Origin of the sequence: Pseudomonas sp. WPR_5_2, assembly GCF_003634475.1 — a bacterium.
GTDB classification, from domain to species: Bacteria; Pseudomonadota; Gammaproteobacteria; order Pseudomonadales; family Pseudomonadaceae; genus Aquipseudomonas; species Aquipseudomonas izuensis.
This window is the reverse complement of sequence record NZ_RBLA01000011.1, coordinates 64,273-78,515: the sequence shown is the minus strand read 5'-3', so window position 1 is coordinate 78,515 and position 14,243 is coordinate 64,273. Positions and strand designations below refer to the sequence as shown.

The following is a 14,243-nucleotide window of genomic DNA, read 5'->3' as shown; positions in this document are numbered from 1 at the left end:
GCCGTTGTTAGGCGAGAACGGGCTGTGTGTGGTTGGTCGGGAAACGAGATGACTGGATTCGGCAGGGCGTAAACATGTGTTGCTGAATGAATCACCGTGCGACGCCTGTGGACGTCGCACGGTGATGGCCATTTACTGGCGATAGGTTTTGAGGAAGTTGCCGATGCGCCCGATAGCCATGTCCAGGTCATCGACCCGTGGCAGGGTCACGACGCGGAAGTGGTCCGGCCACGGCCAGTTGAAGGCCGTGCCTTGTACCACCAGCAGCTTCTCGGAGAGCAGCAGGTCGAGGACGAATTTTTCGTCGTTATGGATCGGACAGACTTTCGGATCGATGCGCGGGAACGCATACAGCGCGCCCATTGGCTTGACGCAGCTCACGCCAGGAATGTCATTGAGCAGTTCCCAGGTGCGGTTGCGTTGTTCCAGCAGGCGCCCGGGCGGCAGCACCAGATCGTTGATGCTCTGATAACCACCCAGCGCGGTCTGGATCGCATGCTGGCTCGGCACGTTGGCACACAGACGCATGTTGGCCAGCATGTCGATGCCTTCGATGTAGCTCTGGGCATGGTGTTTCGGGCCGGAAATGGCGATCCAGCCGGAGCGGAAACCGGCGACGCGATAGGACTTGGACAGGCCATTGAAGGTCAGGCACAGCAAGTCGGGAGCCAGGGAAGCGGTGCAGATGTGCACGGCATCGTCGTACAGGATCTTGTCGTAGATTTCGTCGGAGAACACCACCAGATTGTGCTGGCGGGCCAGTTCCAGCATGCCCAGCAGCACTTCTTTGGAGTACACCGCGCCAGTCGGGTTGTTCGGGTTGATGATCACCAGTGCCTTGGTGTTCGGGGTGATCTTGGCCTTGATATCCGCCAGGTCCGGCCACCAGTTGGCCTGCTCGTCGCACAGGTAGTGCACCGGATTACCACCCGACAGGCTCACTGCCGCGGTCCATAGTGGGTAGTCCGGTGCCGGCACCAGCACTTCGTCGCCGTTGTTGAGCAGGGCCTGCATCGACATCACGATCAGCTCGGAAACACCATTGCCCAGGTAGATGTCTTCTATGCCGACGCCTTCCACCTGCTTTTGCTGGTAGTACTGCATCACGGCCTTGCGCGCGCTGAACAGGCCCTTGGAATCACTGTAGCCCTGGGCGGTCGGCAAGTTGCGGATGACGTCCTGGAGGATTTCATCCGGCGCTTCGAAACCAAAGGGCGCCGGGTTGCCGATGTTCAGCTTGAGGATGCGATGGCCTTCCTCTTCCAGGCGTTTGGCGTGCTTGAGCACCGGGCCGCGAATGTCGTAGCAGACGTTGGCGAGCTTGTTCGATTTGCTGACCTGCATGGCGATGTGTTCCCGAAAATGAACGATCCAGGCGGCGTGTGAACAACCGTACTGGGAATCCTGCGCAATCGCACAGGCCTGACGCCTTGAGAGGCAGCATCCGTAAATCCGTTTGAATGCGCGTGGTCTGGCTGCCAGACTGGCGTTTGACGAGGCGCAATCATACGTGCCGCCTGATCCGTGGAAAAGGTACAGATCGGGCTTTTTCAGCCGCCGAGGTGTGATGATGGAAAAGTTGGAAAAAACCCTGGAAGAATGGAAAGCCATGCTCGATCCCGAGCAGTACAACGTGTGCCGGCTCAAGGGCACCGAACGCCCGTTCTCCGGCAAATACAACGACAGCAAGGTCGACGGCATTTTCCACTGCATCTGCTGTAACGAGCCGCTGTTCGATTCCAGAACCAAATTTGATTCCGGATGCGGCTGGCCGAGTTTCTATGCGCCGATCGGCGACAGTGCCATGGTCGAGATTCGCGACACCAGCCACGGCATGATCCGCACCGAAGTGGTCTGCGCCAAATGCGATGCGCACCTGGGGCATGTGTTCCCCGATGGCCCGCCACCTACCGGTCTGCGTTACTGCATCAACTCGGTGTGCCTGGATCTGGTACCCCGCGAATAACAGGCCCTCTGTAGGAGCGAGCTCTGCTCGCGATGGACTTGAGGGCAGCACGGGGCATCAGGCATCCCGCGTTATCGTTGACGACCATCGCGAGCAGAGCTCGCTCCTACATAATGGGGCGACGTCCGATAATTTAAATTGCACACAATTCAATTGCTCGCTATGTTTGCTGCATCTTCCCGAATCCGGAGCCTTCATCATGAGCGACAACCTGCTGAGCATCCCGTGCACCACTATCAAGGGTGAGCAAAAAACCCTGGCGGATTTCGCCGGCAAAGCCGTGCTGGTGGTCAACACCGCCAGCAAATGCGGTTTCACCCCACAGTACAAAGGGCTGGAGGAGTTGTGGCGGACCTATAAGGACAAAGGCCTGGTGGTGCTGGGCTTTCCCTGCAATCAATTCGGCAAGCAGGAACCGGGTAACGAAGGCGCGATCAGTGAGTTCTGCGAGTTGAACTACGGTGTCAGTTTCCCGCTGTTCAAAAAGATCGAGGTCAACGGCGCCGATGCCCATCCGCTGTTCGTGCAGTTGAAAAAGCGTGCACCGGGCGTGCTCGGTTCACAGGGCATCAAGTGGAACTTCACCAAGTTCCTGATCGGCAAGGACGGCAAGCTGGTCAAGCGTTTCGCCCCGGCGACCAAGCCACAGGACCTGAGCCGCGAGATCGAAGCCCTGCTCAAATGAACACCTTGTCCGTCGACTCCCTGAACCTCGACAGCCAGCTCTGCTTCAAGCTGTACGCTGCTTCCCGGGCGGTGATTCGTGCCTATAAGCCGATGCTCGATCAACTGGGCCTCACCTACCCGCAATACCTGGCGATGCTGGTGTTGTGGGAATGGCAGGAAACAGTACCGGAGCAGCCCACCGTCAAGGCCCTGGGCGAGCGCCTGGCGCTGGACTCCGGCACGCTGACGCCGTTGCTCAAGCGCCTTGAGCAACTGCAGCTGGTACAGCGTCAGCGTTCGGCCCGGGATGAGCGTGAGGTGCATTTGAGCCTGTCGCCGACCGGTCTGGCATTGCGCGATCAGGTCGGACCGCTGAAGGCTCGACTGTTGTGCGACAGCGGCGTGGATCTGGATCGCCTGAATCAGTTGCGCGACGGCCTGGATCACCTGTTGGGGCAAATCAAGGCACTGTCGTAACGGGTATCCAGATATCTAGCAGCGCGACCAACTCTTCCCGGCGGAACGGTTTGGCCAGGTAGTCGCTCATGCCCGCCGCACGGCAACGTTCGCGTTCCTCGGACATGGCGTTGGCGGTCAGGGCGACGATAGGCAATTGCGGCCAGCGTCCGCTGCGGCGGATTTGCCGGCTCGCTTCATAGCCGTCCATCACCGGCATGTTGCAGTCCATCAACACCAGATCGAACTCGCTGCCTTCCAACTGATCCAGTGCCTCGACACCATGGGCGGCGACGATCACTTCGCACCCGAGTTTGCCGAGCATGCCCTTGGCCACCAGTTGATTGACCGGATTGTCCTCGACCAGCAGCACCCGCGCGCGACGTTGTGGGGATTGCGCATCGATCCTGATGTCGCCAATGGTGGCGATTTCAGGTTGCAGGACGCGGCGCAGGTTCTGGTGCAGCGCATTGCGTGCCAAGGGGCGTGCCTGCTGCTGCAAGGGGGCGAGGGCGTTGACTTGTTCGCTGGGCATGAAATTGCCATAAGCGGTCACCAGCAAAATCGGCGCGGTGAAGGTAGGGCGCAGGTTAAACAAGCATTCCGGGCAATCGGTAATCAGCATGTCGAAATCCAGGCCGATCAACGGGTCGTCGATGGCGCGCTGCTGATAGTCCACTCCCCAGCCAGGTAACACGCTACCCAGCAGTTCCGCCAGGCCACTGCTGGCGGCGGTAATGGCGATGACCTTGCCCTTCAAAGACGGCGGTACGAGGGCCCGGGTGTGCCGGGGCAGTGGCAGTTGCGCGCAGAATTGGCTGCCGAAACCCGCTTCCGAGCTGATGGTGAGGCGCCCTTGCATGGCTTCGCAAAGGTTGTAGGTCAGCGCCAGGCCCAATCCGGTACCGCCGAATTGCCGGGTAATTCCGGCACCGGCCTGGGTAAAGGGCTGGAAGATTTTCACCTGAGCGTCCTGGGGGATGCCGATGCCCGTGTCGCAGACCTCGATTCTGACGCCATCGCCGGCGGTCGACAGGCGCACATCGACTCGCCCGAAACGGGTGAACTTGAGGGCGTTTGAAAGCAGGTTGCTGACGATCTGCCGGACCCGGGTCGGATCGCCGAGTACCAGTGCCGGAAATTGCGGATCGATCAGGCAGGTCAGCTCGACACTCGGTGCCGCGTTTTGCGACAGCAAGTTGGCGGTGTCTTCGATCAGCGAGGCCAGGTCGAACGGGATGTGTTCGAGTTCAAGCTGGCCGGCATCGAATTTCGACAGATCCAGAATGTCGTTGAGCAATTCCACCAGCACCTTGCCCGAGTCATGGGCAATGGACAGCTGTTGCTGTTGCTCGGCAGTCAGCGGGCCGTCAAGCGACAGCGCAATCATTCCCAGCAAGCCATTGAGGGGCGTGCGGATTTCGTGGCTCATGTTGGCCAGGAATACCGAACGCGCTTCGGCCATGTCCAGGGCAGTACTGCGGGCGACTTCCAGCTCTTCATTGGATTGGCTCAGGCGGGTGTTGATCGCCTTGAGTTCGGCGGTGCGCGCCGACACGATGTTTTCCAGTTGGCTGAGGTAGTCGGTGAGGCGGTTTTCCGCGTTGCGCCGCTGCTGGATTTCGGTGGCGACATTTTCGAATTGCTGGTTGGCGACTTTCACCAGCACGCCGATTTCGTCATTGGCGTGCCCGGTCGGGCATTCCAGGGAGGTGGGTTCAATGCTGCGCGAATCGCGGCCGCTGAGTTCACGGATCACCCGCACCAAGGGTTTGGTCAGCATCACATAGAACAGCGCCAGCAGCAGGCCGGTCAGGATCAGGCTGCGGGCGAAACCGTTGAGCAGGGTCACTTCGGCGCGACGCAGGAACCGATATCCGAATGAGTAGGTGTCGACGTCCAGTTGCAGCGTGCCGAGGGCTTCGCCTGGCAAGTGGTCCAGATAGAGGCGGTCCTCAAACTGCCGGTCGGCGCCGAACAGCAGATCGCTGAGCACGCGATAGCCGCTTTGCAGGCCGGGGCGCTTGACGTTGGCCAGCACGTTGCCGTTGTTGTCGGTCAGCCTGGCGCCGATGATCGCCGGCGAGCGCAGCAGGCCCAGGGTCAGTTCCTGAGCGAGTTCGGCGTCGATGTTGTAGGCGATGCGCGAGGCAGGGTTGTGGCTGATTTCCAGCAAAGACAGGATTTCACGGTTGATGGAGGCGTCTTCACTGGCATAATCGATGCCTATTTGCAGCAGACTGAGCAGCGTGCCCAGAATAAAACCGACCAGCACGGTCAGCCGGGCTTGTTTGTAAGACAGCCGGTTGGTGAACTTGATATCCATGGGGTGTTGGATCACTTTCGTTTCCCTTCGCTGCTCAAGCATAGCCGATGCATGGATGCCGATGTTCTCGCGAGTCTCTGTATCGGGGCTGATCCCGGTCATGGAGCCCTATGTGTTGTCGCTGTATCGCCATCATTACTGTGAACGTGCCCGAGGAGAAGACGTGGATTCCCGATTGAATGCTTTTCTTGAACGCGCCGATGCCGTTCTGGCCCGTATCGAACCGTTGCTGCCTACCCCTCGGCAAGCCATCGACTGGACAACCTGCCTGGCCGCGCGCTGGCAACGCGAGGGCCGTAGCGGCTTTCTGCTGCCGCTGCAGGTCAGCCTCGATATGCGTTTGTCCGACCTGATCGGCGTCGACCGCCAGGTGGAACAACTGGGGCGCAATACCCAACAGTTTCTCGATGGCATGCCGGCCAACCATGCGTTGCTCTGGGGCTCGCGCGGCACCGGTAAATCCTCGCTGGTCCGCGCCTTGCTGGCAGAGCACGCCGAGGCCGGTTTGCGCCTGATCGAGATCGAGCGCGATCACCTGGCGGATTTGCCGCGGGTGGTCGAACAGATCGCCAAACTGCCCCAGCGTTTTGTGTTGTTCTGCGATGACCTGTCGTTCGAGTCGGGCGAGGGTGACTATCGCGTGCTCAAAAGCGTACTCGACGGTTCCCTGGAACAGGCACCGGACAACGTGTTGCTGTACGCCACCTCCAACCGTCGCCACCTGGTGCCGGAAAAGGAAAGCGATAACGAAAACTGGAAACGGGTCGATGGCGAATTGCACCCCAGCGAGGCGGTGGAGGACAAGATCGCCCTGTCGGATCGTTTCGGATTGTGGCTGTCGTTCTATCCGTTCACCCAGGAACACTTTCTCAACGTCGTCGAGCACTGGATCGGTCAACTGGCCGACAAGGCCGGCCTCAAGTGGCAACGCACCGAAGAGCTGGACATCCTCGCGGTGCGCTGGGCCACGGGGCGCGGCAATCGTAACGGACGTTGCGCCTATCAATTTGCCCGTTATTGGGTCGGGCTGAAACTGTTGGAGCACAAGGCATGATCGATTTACAAAAGAGCGGCCAGGGCCTGGAAGGCTACCGCATGCTGCACGCGCAGCTTGAGTCACTCTTGGCGGATGAGCGGGATTTCATTGCCAACGCCGCGCAGTTTTCGGCGTTCCTGTTCAATCAGCTCGATGACCTGAACTGGGCCGGATTCTACCTCAATCGCAACGAAGAACTGGTCCTGGGCCCGTTCCAGGGGCAGATCGCCTGCGTGCGGATTCCGTTCGGTCGGGGTGTGTGCGGAACCGCGGCGGCCACCTTGCAGACGCAGTTGGTCGAAGATGTGCACGCATTCCCCGGGCATATCGCCTGTGACAGTGCATCGAACAGCGAACTGGTGGTGCCACTGGTCAAGGACGGTCGCCTGATCGGTGTACTGGACCTCGACAGCCCGAAACTGGCGCGTTTCACTGCGCAGGACCAGGCCGGTATCGAGCAACTGGCGGCGATTTTCCTGCGCCTGACCGACTGCTGATCACGCCGTCAGGCCTGCCTTGATCAGCAGGCCTGACGGGTCTACCACATCGATTTGCCGTGGGTCGAGGAAACGCTCGGCGTACTTCAGATAGATGCGCGCCTTGATGAATAACCCGAACAACTCAGGGTCGATGTGGGCCTCCCGGCACATAGTGGCCATGATGCCCAGCGCTTCGCTCAATGGCTTGGCCTTCTTGTACGGCCGGTCGGCAGCGGTCAGCGCTTCGAAAATATCGGCGATCGCCATCATCCGCGCCGGCAGGCTCATGTCCTCACGCTTCAAGCGTTTTGGATAGCCGGTGCCGTCCATCTTTTCGTGATGACCTCCGGCGATTTCCGCCACGTTGCGCAGGTGGCCGGGGAAGGGCAGATGGTTGAGCATCAGGATCGTCTGCACGATGTGGTGATTGATGATGTAGCGCTCTTCAATGGTCAGGGTGCCGCGGGTAATGCTCAGATTGTAGAGTTCGCCACGGTTGTACTTGTAGCGGGGTACATTAAGTTTGAACTCCCAGGGATTGTCCGGCGCAATCAGTTCGGCTTCGGCGCGTTCGAACAGATGCTCGGGCTTGTCCGCCAGCAGCGATTCGGCGACCGGCAAAGCGGGAGGCGGGGTACGGGCCTGTCGCTGATTCTCTTCCCAGGAAACCCCCAGCCGGTCATCCAGGGTTCGGGTCCAGGTGCGCTGTCCGATGCTGCGCAGGCGTTGCAGGTCGCTCTCGGCCATGGCTTCACTGCCGAGATTGCAGCGGGCTACAAAGACGAAGTCATCATCCAGCCCGGCCAGGGTGGCCTCACGCAGTTGCGTCAGGTGTTGCTCATCGCCGCCGTGGGCGAGCGCCTGCCAGTAGCTGATCCAGGCATCGCGCTTGAGCACTTCGAAACGGGTGCGGATTTCGTGGATGCGATCGTTCAGGGTTTCCAGCTTCGTGGCCTTATCCACGACGTATTCCGGGGTGGTGACCTTGCCGCAGTCGTGCAGCCAGGCCGCGATGTGCAGGGCTTCCCATTCATCATCGGTGGGTTGATAGCCGTTGAAGGCCGGATCCTTGCTGGCGGCAGCGGCTTGAGCAAGCATCAGGGTCAGGGCCGGCACACGCTGACAATGCCCGCCGGTGTAAGGGCTCTTTGCGTCAATTGCACCCGCCAGCAGCTTGATGAAGGCATCCAGCAGTTGTTTCTGTCGGGCTTGCAGGCGCTGGCTTTCGATACTCACCGCCGCTGCACCGGACACGGCCTGCAGAAACGCAATGCGATCCGGGCGAAGTTTCTCCAGGTCGCTCTGGTTGCCGCTGTCGGCCAGCAGAAACACCAGCAGACCCACGGTTTCGTTATGACGATTGTGCAAGCGGATGCCGATCAGGTGCACCCGGGGACAGTCCAGTGCCAGCAGCACTTTCTGCAAATCCCCCGCCTGTTCGAAACCGAGATTACAGACGACATTGTCGGCACTCGACAACTGCTGTAGCCAGGCGGGGCTCTGCGGGTTATGCAGTTCGTGCGCGTGGATATCGAACGACGACAGGGGCTGCGCAGTCTCGTTGATGACCAGGCCGTGGGGTTCCATGCGATCGCCGTCGCCTTCGCGCAGATAGATCAGGCCGGCCTGGGCCTGGCCGATTTTCACGGTTTCAAAAAGCACCCGTTGCAGCAACGGGGCGAACCGGGTTTCAGCACTTAGGCTGTCGGTGATCTGGAAGAAGCTCGCCAGGGTGTCTTTCATGCGCGTCATCGACACACTCAGTTGGTCGATTTCGAGCACCGGAGAGCGACGGGACAGCGGAAAATTGAAATCGAAACTGCGAATCGCATCCGCTTCCTGCACCAGTGCGCGCAGGGGCTTGACCAGGACTCTGGAGGTCAACCAGCCCAGCGGCACGCACAACAGCAGCGTCGCCAGGGTAATCAGCGCACCTTGCCAGCGCACGCGGTAAGCGTCGATCAGCAATTCATCTTCCGGCACCAAAAGTGCCAACTGCAGTCCCCGGGGGCCTCCTTCCTGCATGCTGCTGCGGGCGACGATCCATTGGCGACCGCCGACATTCAGGCGATTACCTTCGGGAGGGTTGTTGAGTAGGGCACCCAGGCTGGGGCTCAGGTCGGCGGCCTTGGCCAGGCGGACGGTCTGATCGTCGATGATCAGCCGGCTGGCGTCGGGGTAGGCAATGGCGTTGCCCTGGGCATCGAACAGGACGATTTCGGTAGCAGGGGTCACCACATGCTTGGCCAGGGTGGCACTGAGTTCGACCAGGGTCAGGTCCGCGCCCATGACCAATTGCTCGCCGCTGCGTCGGGCCAGGGTGGTGCCGACGTTGTGGGTGGAGAAAAAGACATAGGGTTCTGTGGTGATTTGATCGTTGTCGCGGGCGGCGCTGGTAAACCAGGCGCGGCTACGCGGATCGTAGGGATCGTCGGGATTATCCTGACGGCTGATGAAAGCCAGGTTCCGGTCGAAAAACAAGGATTGCGAATGTACCTGGCCGCCACTGCTTCGCTCGATGCTCCACACTTGATAGGCCGCTGTCTTCGGGGCGTTGAGCAGTGTTTTCAAGTCGTCGGTTCGCAGGGGGCGAACCATGAAAAAATCGCCATTGCCGTAGCCCAGATACAGTGACGCCAGATCGGGGTTGTCGGTGAGTGACTGGCTGAAGGGTTTGAGCAACGCCAGGCGTTGCTCCAGGTCCGGTGCCTGTACGGCGGGGTTGAGGATCTGCAGGCTCAGCAGGTGACGAATCGGTTCGTAGGTCGCTTTCAGGTCAAGGCGGACATCCTGCTCGATGCGATCGAAGAGCTTCTCGCTGCTGGACAGGATGATCTGGGTGGATTGCTGATAATTGAAAATGCCCAGCACCAGTCCGGTCAGCAACAGCAGGCAGGTAAGCATCACGCTGATATGAATGTGCAGCGGGAGCCGCCGTTGATCCGGGCGCAGTGGGCTGGACATGCAGGTCACTCCATGATGGTTAACACACTGCTCAGCGTCCAAGCATAGTTAAGCCTCTGTGATTCTGCTTTCGTCGCTCTGTCCGATTTGTTGCAACAGCGCCTGATCCAGTTCCAGCAGGGCACGTTCCACTGCGGCACAGCATTCGGCGACTTTGTCGGGGTGGAAGTCGTTGCGACAAGTTGTTTCCAGCGCTTCGCAGCTGTCGATCAAGCGAATCGCCTGGGCGATTCGCGCGGCACCCTTGATCTTGTGGGCGATATCGATAAAGGCCTGCGGGTCCAAGGAGCCGCAGAGTGCCAGCAACCCCTGGCGATCGAGACGGTTACTGTTGAGCAGTTCGGTCAACAGTCGCTGGTTCAGCACGGGATTGCCGCCGGTCAACTGCTGCAAGCCTTCCAGGCTGAAAGCCGGAACGAGGGCGGTCGGTGCTATGCCTTCGACCCATTGGCTCAGGGCGGTCAGGGTCAGGGGTTTGAACAGACAGTCATCCATTCCGGCATGCTTGCAGCGTTGAATTTCTTCCGGTTGCGCATTGGCAGTGAAACCCAGAACCGTGCAGGGTGCCTGTTGCGTTTGTTTTTCATGTCGGCGAATGGCTCGGACCAGCTCATATCCATTCGTGACCGGCATGTTGCAATCGGCGATCACCAGATCGAACGCACCGGTTTTCCACACCTCCAAGCCTTTCTGCCCATTCTCCGCGACACTGAACCGATGACCCAGAAACTCCAGTTGCTGGCAAATGAGCAAACGATTGGCGGCATGATCGTCGACCACCAGAACGTTCAACGAGGCTGTGGCGTGGTGGATCTGCGTTTCGGTTTTTTCCACCCGGGACGCCCCTGGCAGTGTCGGCAAAAGCAGCGACATCAGTACTTGCGTACCGACACCCGGCTGACTGCTCAATTGCAAGCTGCCGCCCATCCTTTCACACAGGCTGCGGCTGATCACCAGGCCAAGCCCGGTGCCACCTCGGGCCGTTTGCCCGGCGTTATCGGCCTGAGCGAAGGGTTCGAACAGGCGCCGTTGATCCTCTTCGCTGATGCCTATGCCACTGTCCTCGACCTGCAACTGCATCTGCACCTGATCGTGCTCGGCGGTGGGGTGCAGGTCGACGCTAATCCTGATCTGGCCGTGCTCGGTAAACTTGATGGCATTGCTGACCAGATTGGACAGCACCTGCTTGAAACGCAGCGGGTCCAGCAGGACATCGAAGGACGGAGTGGCCGGGCTGAAATCCAGCTGGAGTTCAAGTTCTTTCTGCCGGGCCAACCCATCGAAAATCCGCACCACCGACGCCACGATCTCTCGCGGATTGACAGGTTCCGGGCTCAGGCTCAGGTGTCCGGATTCGATGCGCGCGATGTCGAGTATGTCGCCGATCAGGTCCAGCAAATCCTTCGCCGAGTTGTACGCCACATCGATGGCCGGGCGGTCAGGGTGGTTGTGTTCGATCCGCTTGAGTGTCAGTTCGAGCATGCCGATGACCGCATTCATCGGTGTGCGGATCTCATGACTCATGGTGGCCAGAAACGTGCTTTTGGCACGGTTGGCTTCATCGGCACGCTCTTTCGCGCAACGCAGGTCATCGAACAATTGCCGGCGTTCGCTGATGTCGATCCAGCCACCGATGATGCCTTGCACTTCGCCGCTTGAGTCGCGGTAGGGGAGAATCCAGTGATAGATCGTCAACCGACGGCCGCCGATATGCAGCGCACGGTCGAGAATCAGTGGGGTGCCCTCGGCCACGACTCGCTGATAGTCCGCGTGGTATTCCTGGGCTTCGAAGGCATTGCTCAGGGTGCCGTGGATGACACTTTTGCCGATGACGTCCTCGCGTTTGGCGCTGAAGGCTTGCAAGTAACTGTCATTGCAACTTTGCAGCAGGCCCTGACGATCGCGCACATAAATCGGGTGAGGGGTGCCGTTGACCAGCGAGCGCATGAATTCGAACTGATCGTTCAATGCACGCTCCGCAGCCTTGCGTTGATTGATCTGGCGCCGCATGTAGGCATTCCAGGCCACGGAAATCAGTAACAGCACACCAGCACCGATGACGATTTGGTAGAACAGCCGCTGATAGTTGCGCCAGGTGCTTTGCGATGACGCCGAATAGCCACGCCAACGGCTGTTGATGATGCCCAGTTCCTCCGGCGCGATACTCAACAGGGCCTTGTTGAGGATGTCATGAAGTTCCTTGGCTTGCCGGCCGGTCGCCAGGGAAAAGGCTGCCTGCTCGGTGCCGATGGTGGTACTGATCTGCAGGGTGGGTTCGAACAGTCTGGATGAGATGAAGTAATTGGCGATCACCAATGAGTTCACCGTGCCCTCTGCCTGACCCTCGGCCAGCATCTCTACGGCACTGAACGTGTCCGGGGTCTCGACGAGCTTTATCTGCGGGTACTCGCTACGCAGATAAGCCATCAGCGGATGACCTTGTGCTATGGCCAGGTGTTTGCCGTTCAGCTGCGTCAGGTTGGTCGGGCTGTCCGGGGCCTTGCGCGTCAGCAGGACATAGGAATTTTGCAGGTAGGGACGGCTGAAGTTCAGCTGGGTGTCGCGTTGTGCGCTGGGAAGCAGTGCGGCAATCAGATCTGCCTGGTCATCCTTGATTCGCTGGACCATTTCGCTGTCGTTGCGACTGCGCTGGATGTCGAAGCGTAAACCGGTGCGCAATCTGATCAACTCGAGCAGGTCTGCGGCAACCCCTCGAAAGTTGCCGGCACTGTCGAAAAAGGTAAGGGGTGCGAAGGCTTCGTTGACCACCACGCGTACCACCGGGTGTTGCGCCAGCCAGCGTTCTTCGCTGTAACTGAGCTCCAGTTTGTGATCGGTGAGCAGAATGTCACTACCGGCACTCCAGCGTTTGGCAATGTTTTCTCGAACGCTGTTGGGGATGGCGACGAGCATCGCATTGATGATGCCAAGCAGTTCGGGATTGTTGCGGTGCACCGCAAAACTGAAACCGTGGGCTTCGTGTTTGCCGAAGTTGGCCATGCGGATGTTATTCAGATAGCCCTTGTTGATCATGTAGTGGGTGGAGATGGTATCGCCGAGAAACACGTCAGCCTGGTCGAAGGCAACAGCATTGATCGCATTCTGGTAGGACGGATAGGACGTGATGATCGCCTTCGGATAAAGGGTCTTGACCTCCTCCAGCGGCAAGTAGTGATACACCATGCTCAGGCGCATGCCCTCGAGGCCATCGGTCAGGGATCTGGTTTCGCCTTCACGGGTCACCAGGACCGGCTGATCCACGGCGTAGGGCGTGGACAGTACGATGTCGGCATTGCGTGCTTCGAACCCGTTGGCGGTACCGAGCAGGTCGACCTCACCCTTTTCAAGGGCTTCAATGGCGGCTCCACGGGATGCAAAGCGCTGAACCCGGATGGGTAAACCGGTGGCCTGGCCCAGTGTGCCCGCGTAATCGGCGGTGAAGCCTTCATAGTCGTGGCCACTGAGGGTCAAGTCGAAGGGCGGATAATCCGGTGCCGAGGTGCCAAGGATCAGTTCTTGCCTGGACTGGAGCCACTGTCTTTGCGATGTGTCCAATTGAATGTCCAGCTGTCCGGCCGTCGAGCGACTCAGCAAGGCGAAGTGTTCGCTGCCCTGGGCCGCGAGCGATGAGGTGCTCAGGGACAGGCCCACGGCCATCAGTATCAGGTAGTCCTTTAAATGACCGGGCATCCTGTTTCTCACACCAACGCGTTGCGTTTTGCCATTTCGATGAGTTCAACCAACGACTTGGCCTTGAGTTTTTGCATGAGACGTTTTTTATAAGTGCTGACAGTCTTGTTACTGAGAAACATGCCTTTGGCAATTTCCTTGTTGGTACGGCCTTGAGCAAAAAGTTGCAATACCATCAACTCCCGGTCGTTGACGGATTTGAATAACTCCAGTTCGGCATTACGCACCTCATCGCCACGAACCGGGTTCAACGCTTCGCTCGGGAAATAGTTGTAACCCGATAGTACTGCTTTGATGGCGCTGACCAGTTCGCTGAGATCTTCCTGTTTACAGACATATCCGGAAGCGCCGGACTGCATGCAACGAATTCCAAAAAGTGTTGGGCATTGTGCAGTGAGTACCAATGTTTTCAAGGGGGTACTCATTGCATTGAATCGGGCCAACACCTCCAGGCCATCCAGTTTGGGAATACTGATGTCGAGAATGACCAGATCGGGCATGCATTCACGAACCATCTGCATGGCATCGACCCCATTGTCAGTTTCACCGACGACTTTGTAGCCTTCGTGTTCTAGCAGCATGCGAACTGCAAGTCGGATGACGGGGTGATCGTCGACGATAAAAACGGAGTTCATAATCAAATCCCATGCGAACTGAAAT

Annotated in this window: 10 protein-coding genes; 5 read left to right on the top strand and 5 right to left on the bottom strand. The window is 59.0% G+C overall.

Annotated elements, in window-relative coordinates:
• Window positions 1–132 precede the first annotated feature (132 nt).
• Window positions 133–1,344 (bottom strand): pyridoxal phosphate-dependent aminotransferase, encoded by a 1,212-nt coding sequence (locus BJ917_RS29675; protein WP_096509778.1) that lies wholly within the window; start codon window positions 1,342–1,344, stop codon window positions 133–135.
• Between the two features lie 226 nt (window positions 1,345–1,570).
• Here BJ917_RS29675 and msrB point away from each other — a divergent pair, with 226 nt between their 5' ends.
• The 3 genes from msrB to BJ917_RS29660 all read left to right on the top strand — a co-directional run bounded on the left by msrB (window position 1,571) and on the right by BJ917_RS29660 (window position 3,109).
• Complete coding sequence (msrB, locus tag BJ917_RS29670; RefSeq protein WP_121105869.1) at window positions 1,571–1,966, top strand: peptide-methionine (R)-S-oxide reductase MsrB; 396 nt, start codon at window positions 1,571–1,573, stop codon at window positions 1,964–1,966.
• Between the two features lie 199 nt (window positions 1,967–2,165).
• Entirely contained in the window at window positions 2,166–2,651 is a 486-nt protein-coding gene (locus tag BJ917_RS29665) for a glutathione peroxidase (RefSeq protein ID WP_121105867.1), read from the top strand.
• Window positions 2,648–3,109, top strand: coding sequence for a MarR family winged helix-turn-helix transcriptional regulator (locus BJ917_RS29660; protein ID WP_096509780.1), 462 nt, complete (start codon window positions 2,648–2,650; stop codon window positions 3,107–3,109). The genes BJ917_RS29665 and BJ917_RS29660 overlap by 4 nt, the downstream gene beginning before the upstream one ends.
• Here the strand turns inward: BJ917_RS29660 and BJ917_RS29655 are convergent.
• Window positions 3,093–5,456 (bottom strand): response regulator, encoded by a 2,364-nt coding sequence (locus BJ917_RS29655; protein WP_096515251.1) that lies wholly within the window; start codon window positions 5,454–5,456, stop codon window positions 3,093–3,095. The two genes, BJ917_RS29660 and BJ917_RS29655, sit on opposite strands and share 17 nt — an antisense overlap.
• 121 nt (window positions 5,457–5,577) lie before the next feature.
• Here BJ917_RS29655 and BJ917_RS29650 point away from each other — a divergent pair, with 121 nt between their 5' ends.
• Window positions 5,578–6,468, top strand: a complete 891-nt coding sequence (locus BJ917_RS29650) for an ATP-binding protein (protein WP_121105955.1) — start codon at window positions 5,578–5,580, stop codon at window positions 6,466–6,468.
• A complete protein-coding gene (locus BJ917_RS29645; protein WP_121105865.1) occupies window positions 6,465–6,947 on the top strand; it encodes a GAF domain-containing protein in 483 nt (160 codons plus the stop codon). Before BJ917_RS29650 ends, BJ917_RS29645 begins: the two co-directional genes overlap by 4 nt.
• Here BJ917_RS29645 and BJ917_RS29640 read toward each other — a convergent pair whose 3' ends face one another.
• The 3 genes from BJ917_RS29640 to BJ917_RS29630 are packed head-to-tail and all read right to left on the bottom strand — an operon-like array spanning window position 6,948 to window position 14,218.
• A complete protein-coding gene (locus BJ917_RS29640; protein ID WP_121105863.1) occupies window positions 6,948–9,893 on the bottom strand; it encodes an HD domain-containing phosphohydrolase in 2,946 nt (981 codons plus the stop codon).
• Window positions 9,894–9,941: 48 nt separating this feature from the next.
• Window positions 9,942–13,583, bottom strand: a complete 3,642-nt coding sequence (locus BJ917_RS29635) for a transporter substrate-binding domain-containing protein (protein ID WP_121105861.1) — start codon at window positions 13,581–13,583, stop codon at window positions 9,942–9,944.
• Between the two features lie 8 nt (window positions 13,584–13,591).
• Window positions 13,592–14,218, bottom strand: a complete 627-nt coding sequence (locus BJ917_RS29630) for a response regulator transcription factor (RefSeq protein ID WP_096509784.1) — start codon at window positions 14,216–14,218, stop codon at window positions 13,592–13,594.
• Window positions 14,219–14,243: the final 25 nt, after the last annotated feature.

Bases quoted from the DNA above. Each gene is read 5' to 3' on its own strand.
- BJ917_RS29675 (WP_096509778.1), bottom strand. From the start codon at position 1,344: ATGCAGGTCAGCAAATCGAACAAGCTCGCCAACGTCTGCTACGACATT.
- msrB (WP_121105869.1), top strand. From the start codon at position 1,571: ATGGAAAAGTTGGAAAAAACCCTGGAAGAATGGAAAGCCATGCTCGAT.
- BJ917_RS29665 (WP_121105867.1), top strand. From the start codon at position 2,166: ATGAGCGACAACCTGCTGAGCATCCCGTGCACCACTATCAAGGGTGAG.
- BJ917_RS29660 (WP_096509780.1), top strand. From the start codon at position 2,648: ATGAACACCTTGTCCGTCGACTCCCTGAACCTCGACAGCCAGCTCTGC.
- BJ917_RS29655 (WP_096515251.1), bottom strand. From the start codon at position 5,456: ATGCTTGAGCAGCGAAGGGAAACGAAAGTGATCCAACACCCCATGGAT.
- BJ917_RS29645 (WP_121105865.1), top strand. From the start codon at position 6,465: ATGATCGATTTACAAAAGAGCGGCCAGGGCCTGGAAGGCTACCGCATG.
- BJ917_RS29640 (WP_121105863.1), bottom strand. From the start codon at position 9,893: ATGTCCAGCCCACTGCGCCCGGATCAACGGCGGCTCCCGCTGCACATT.
- BJ917_RS29635 (WP_121105861.1), bottom strand. From the start codon at position 13,583: ATGCCCGGTCATTTAAAGGACTACCTGATACTGATGGCCGTGGGCCTG.
- BJ917_RS29630 (WP_096509784.1), bottom strand. From the start codon at position 14,218: ATGAACTCCGTTTTTATCGTCGACGATCACCCCGTCATCCGACTTGCA.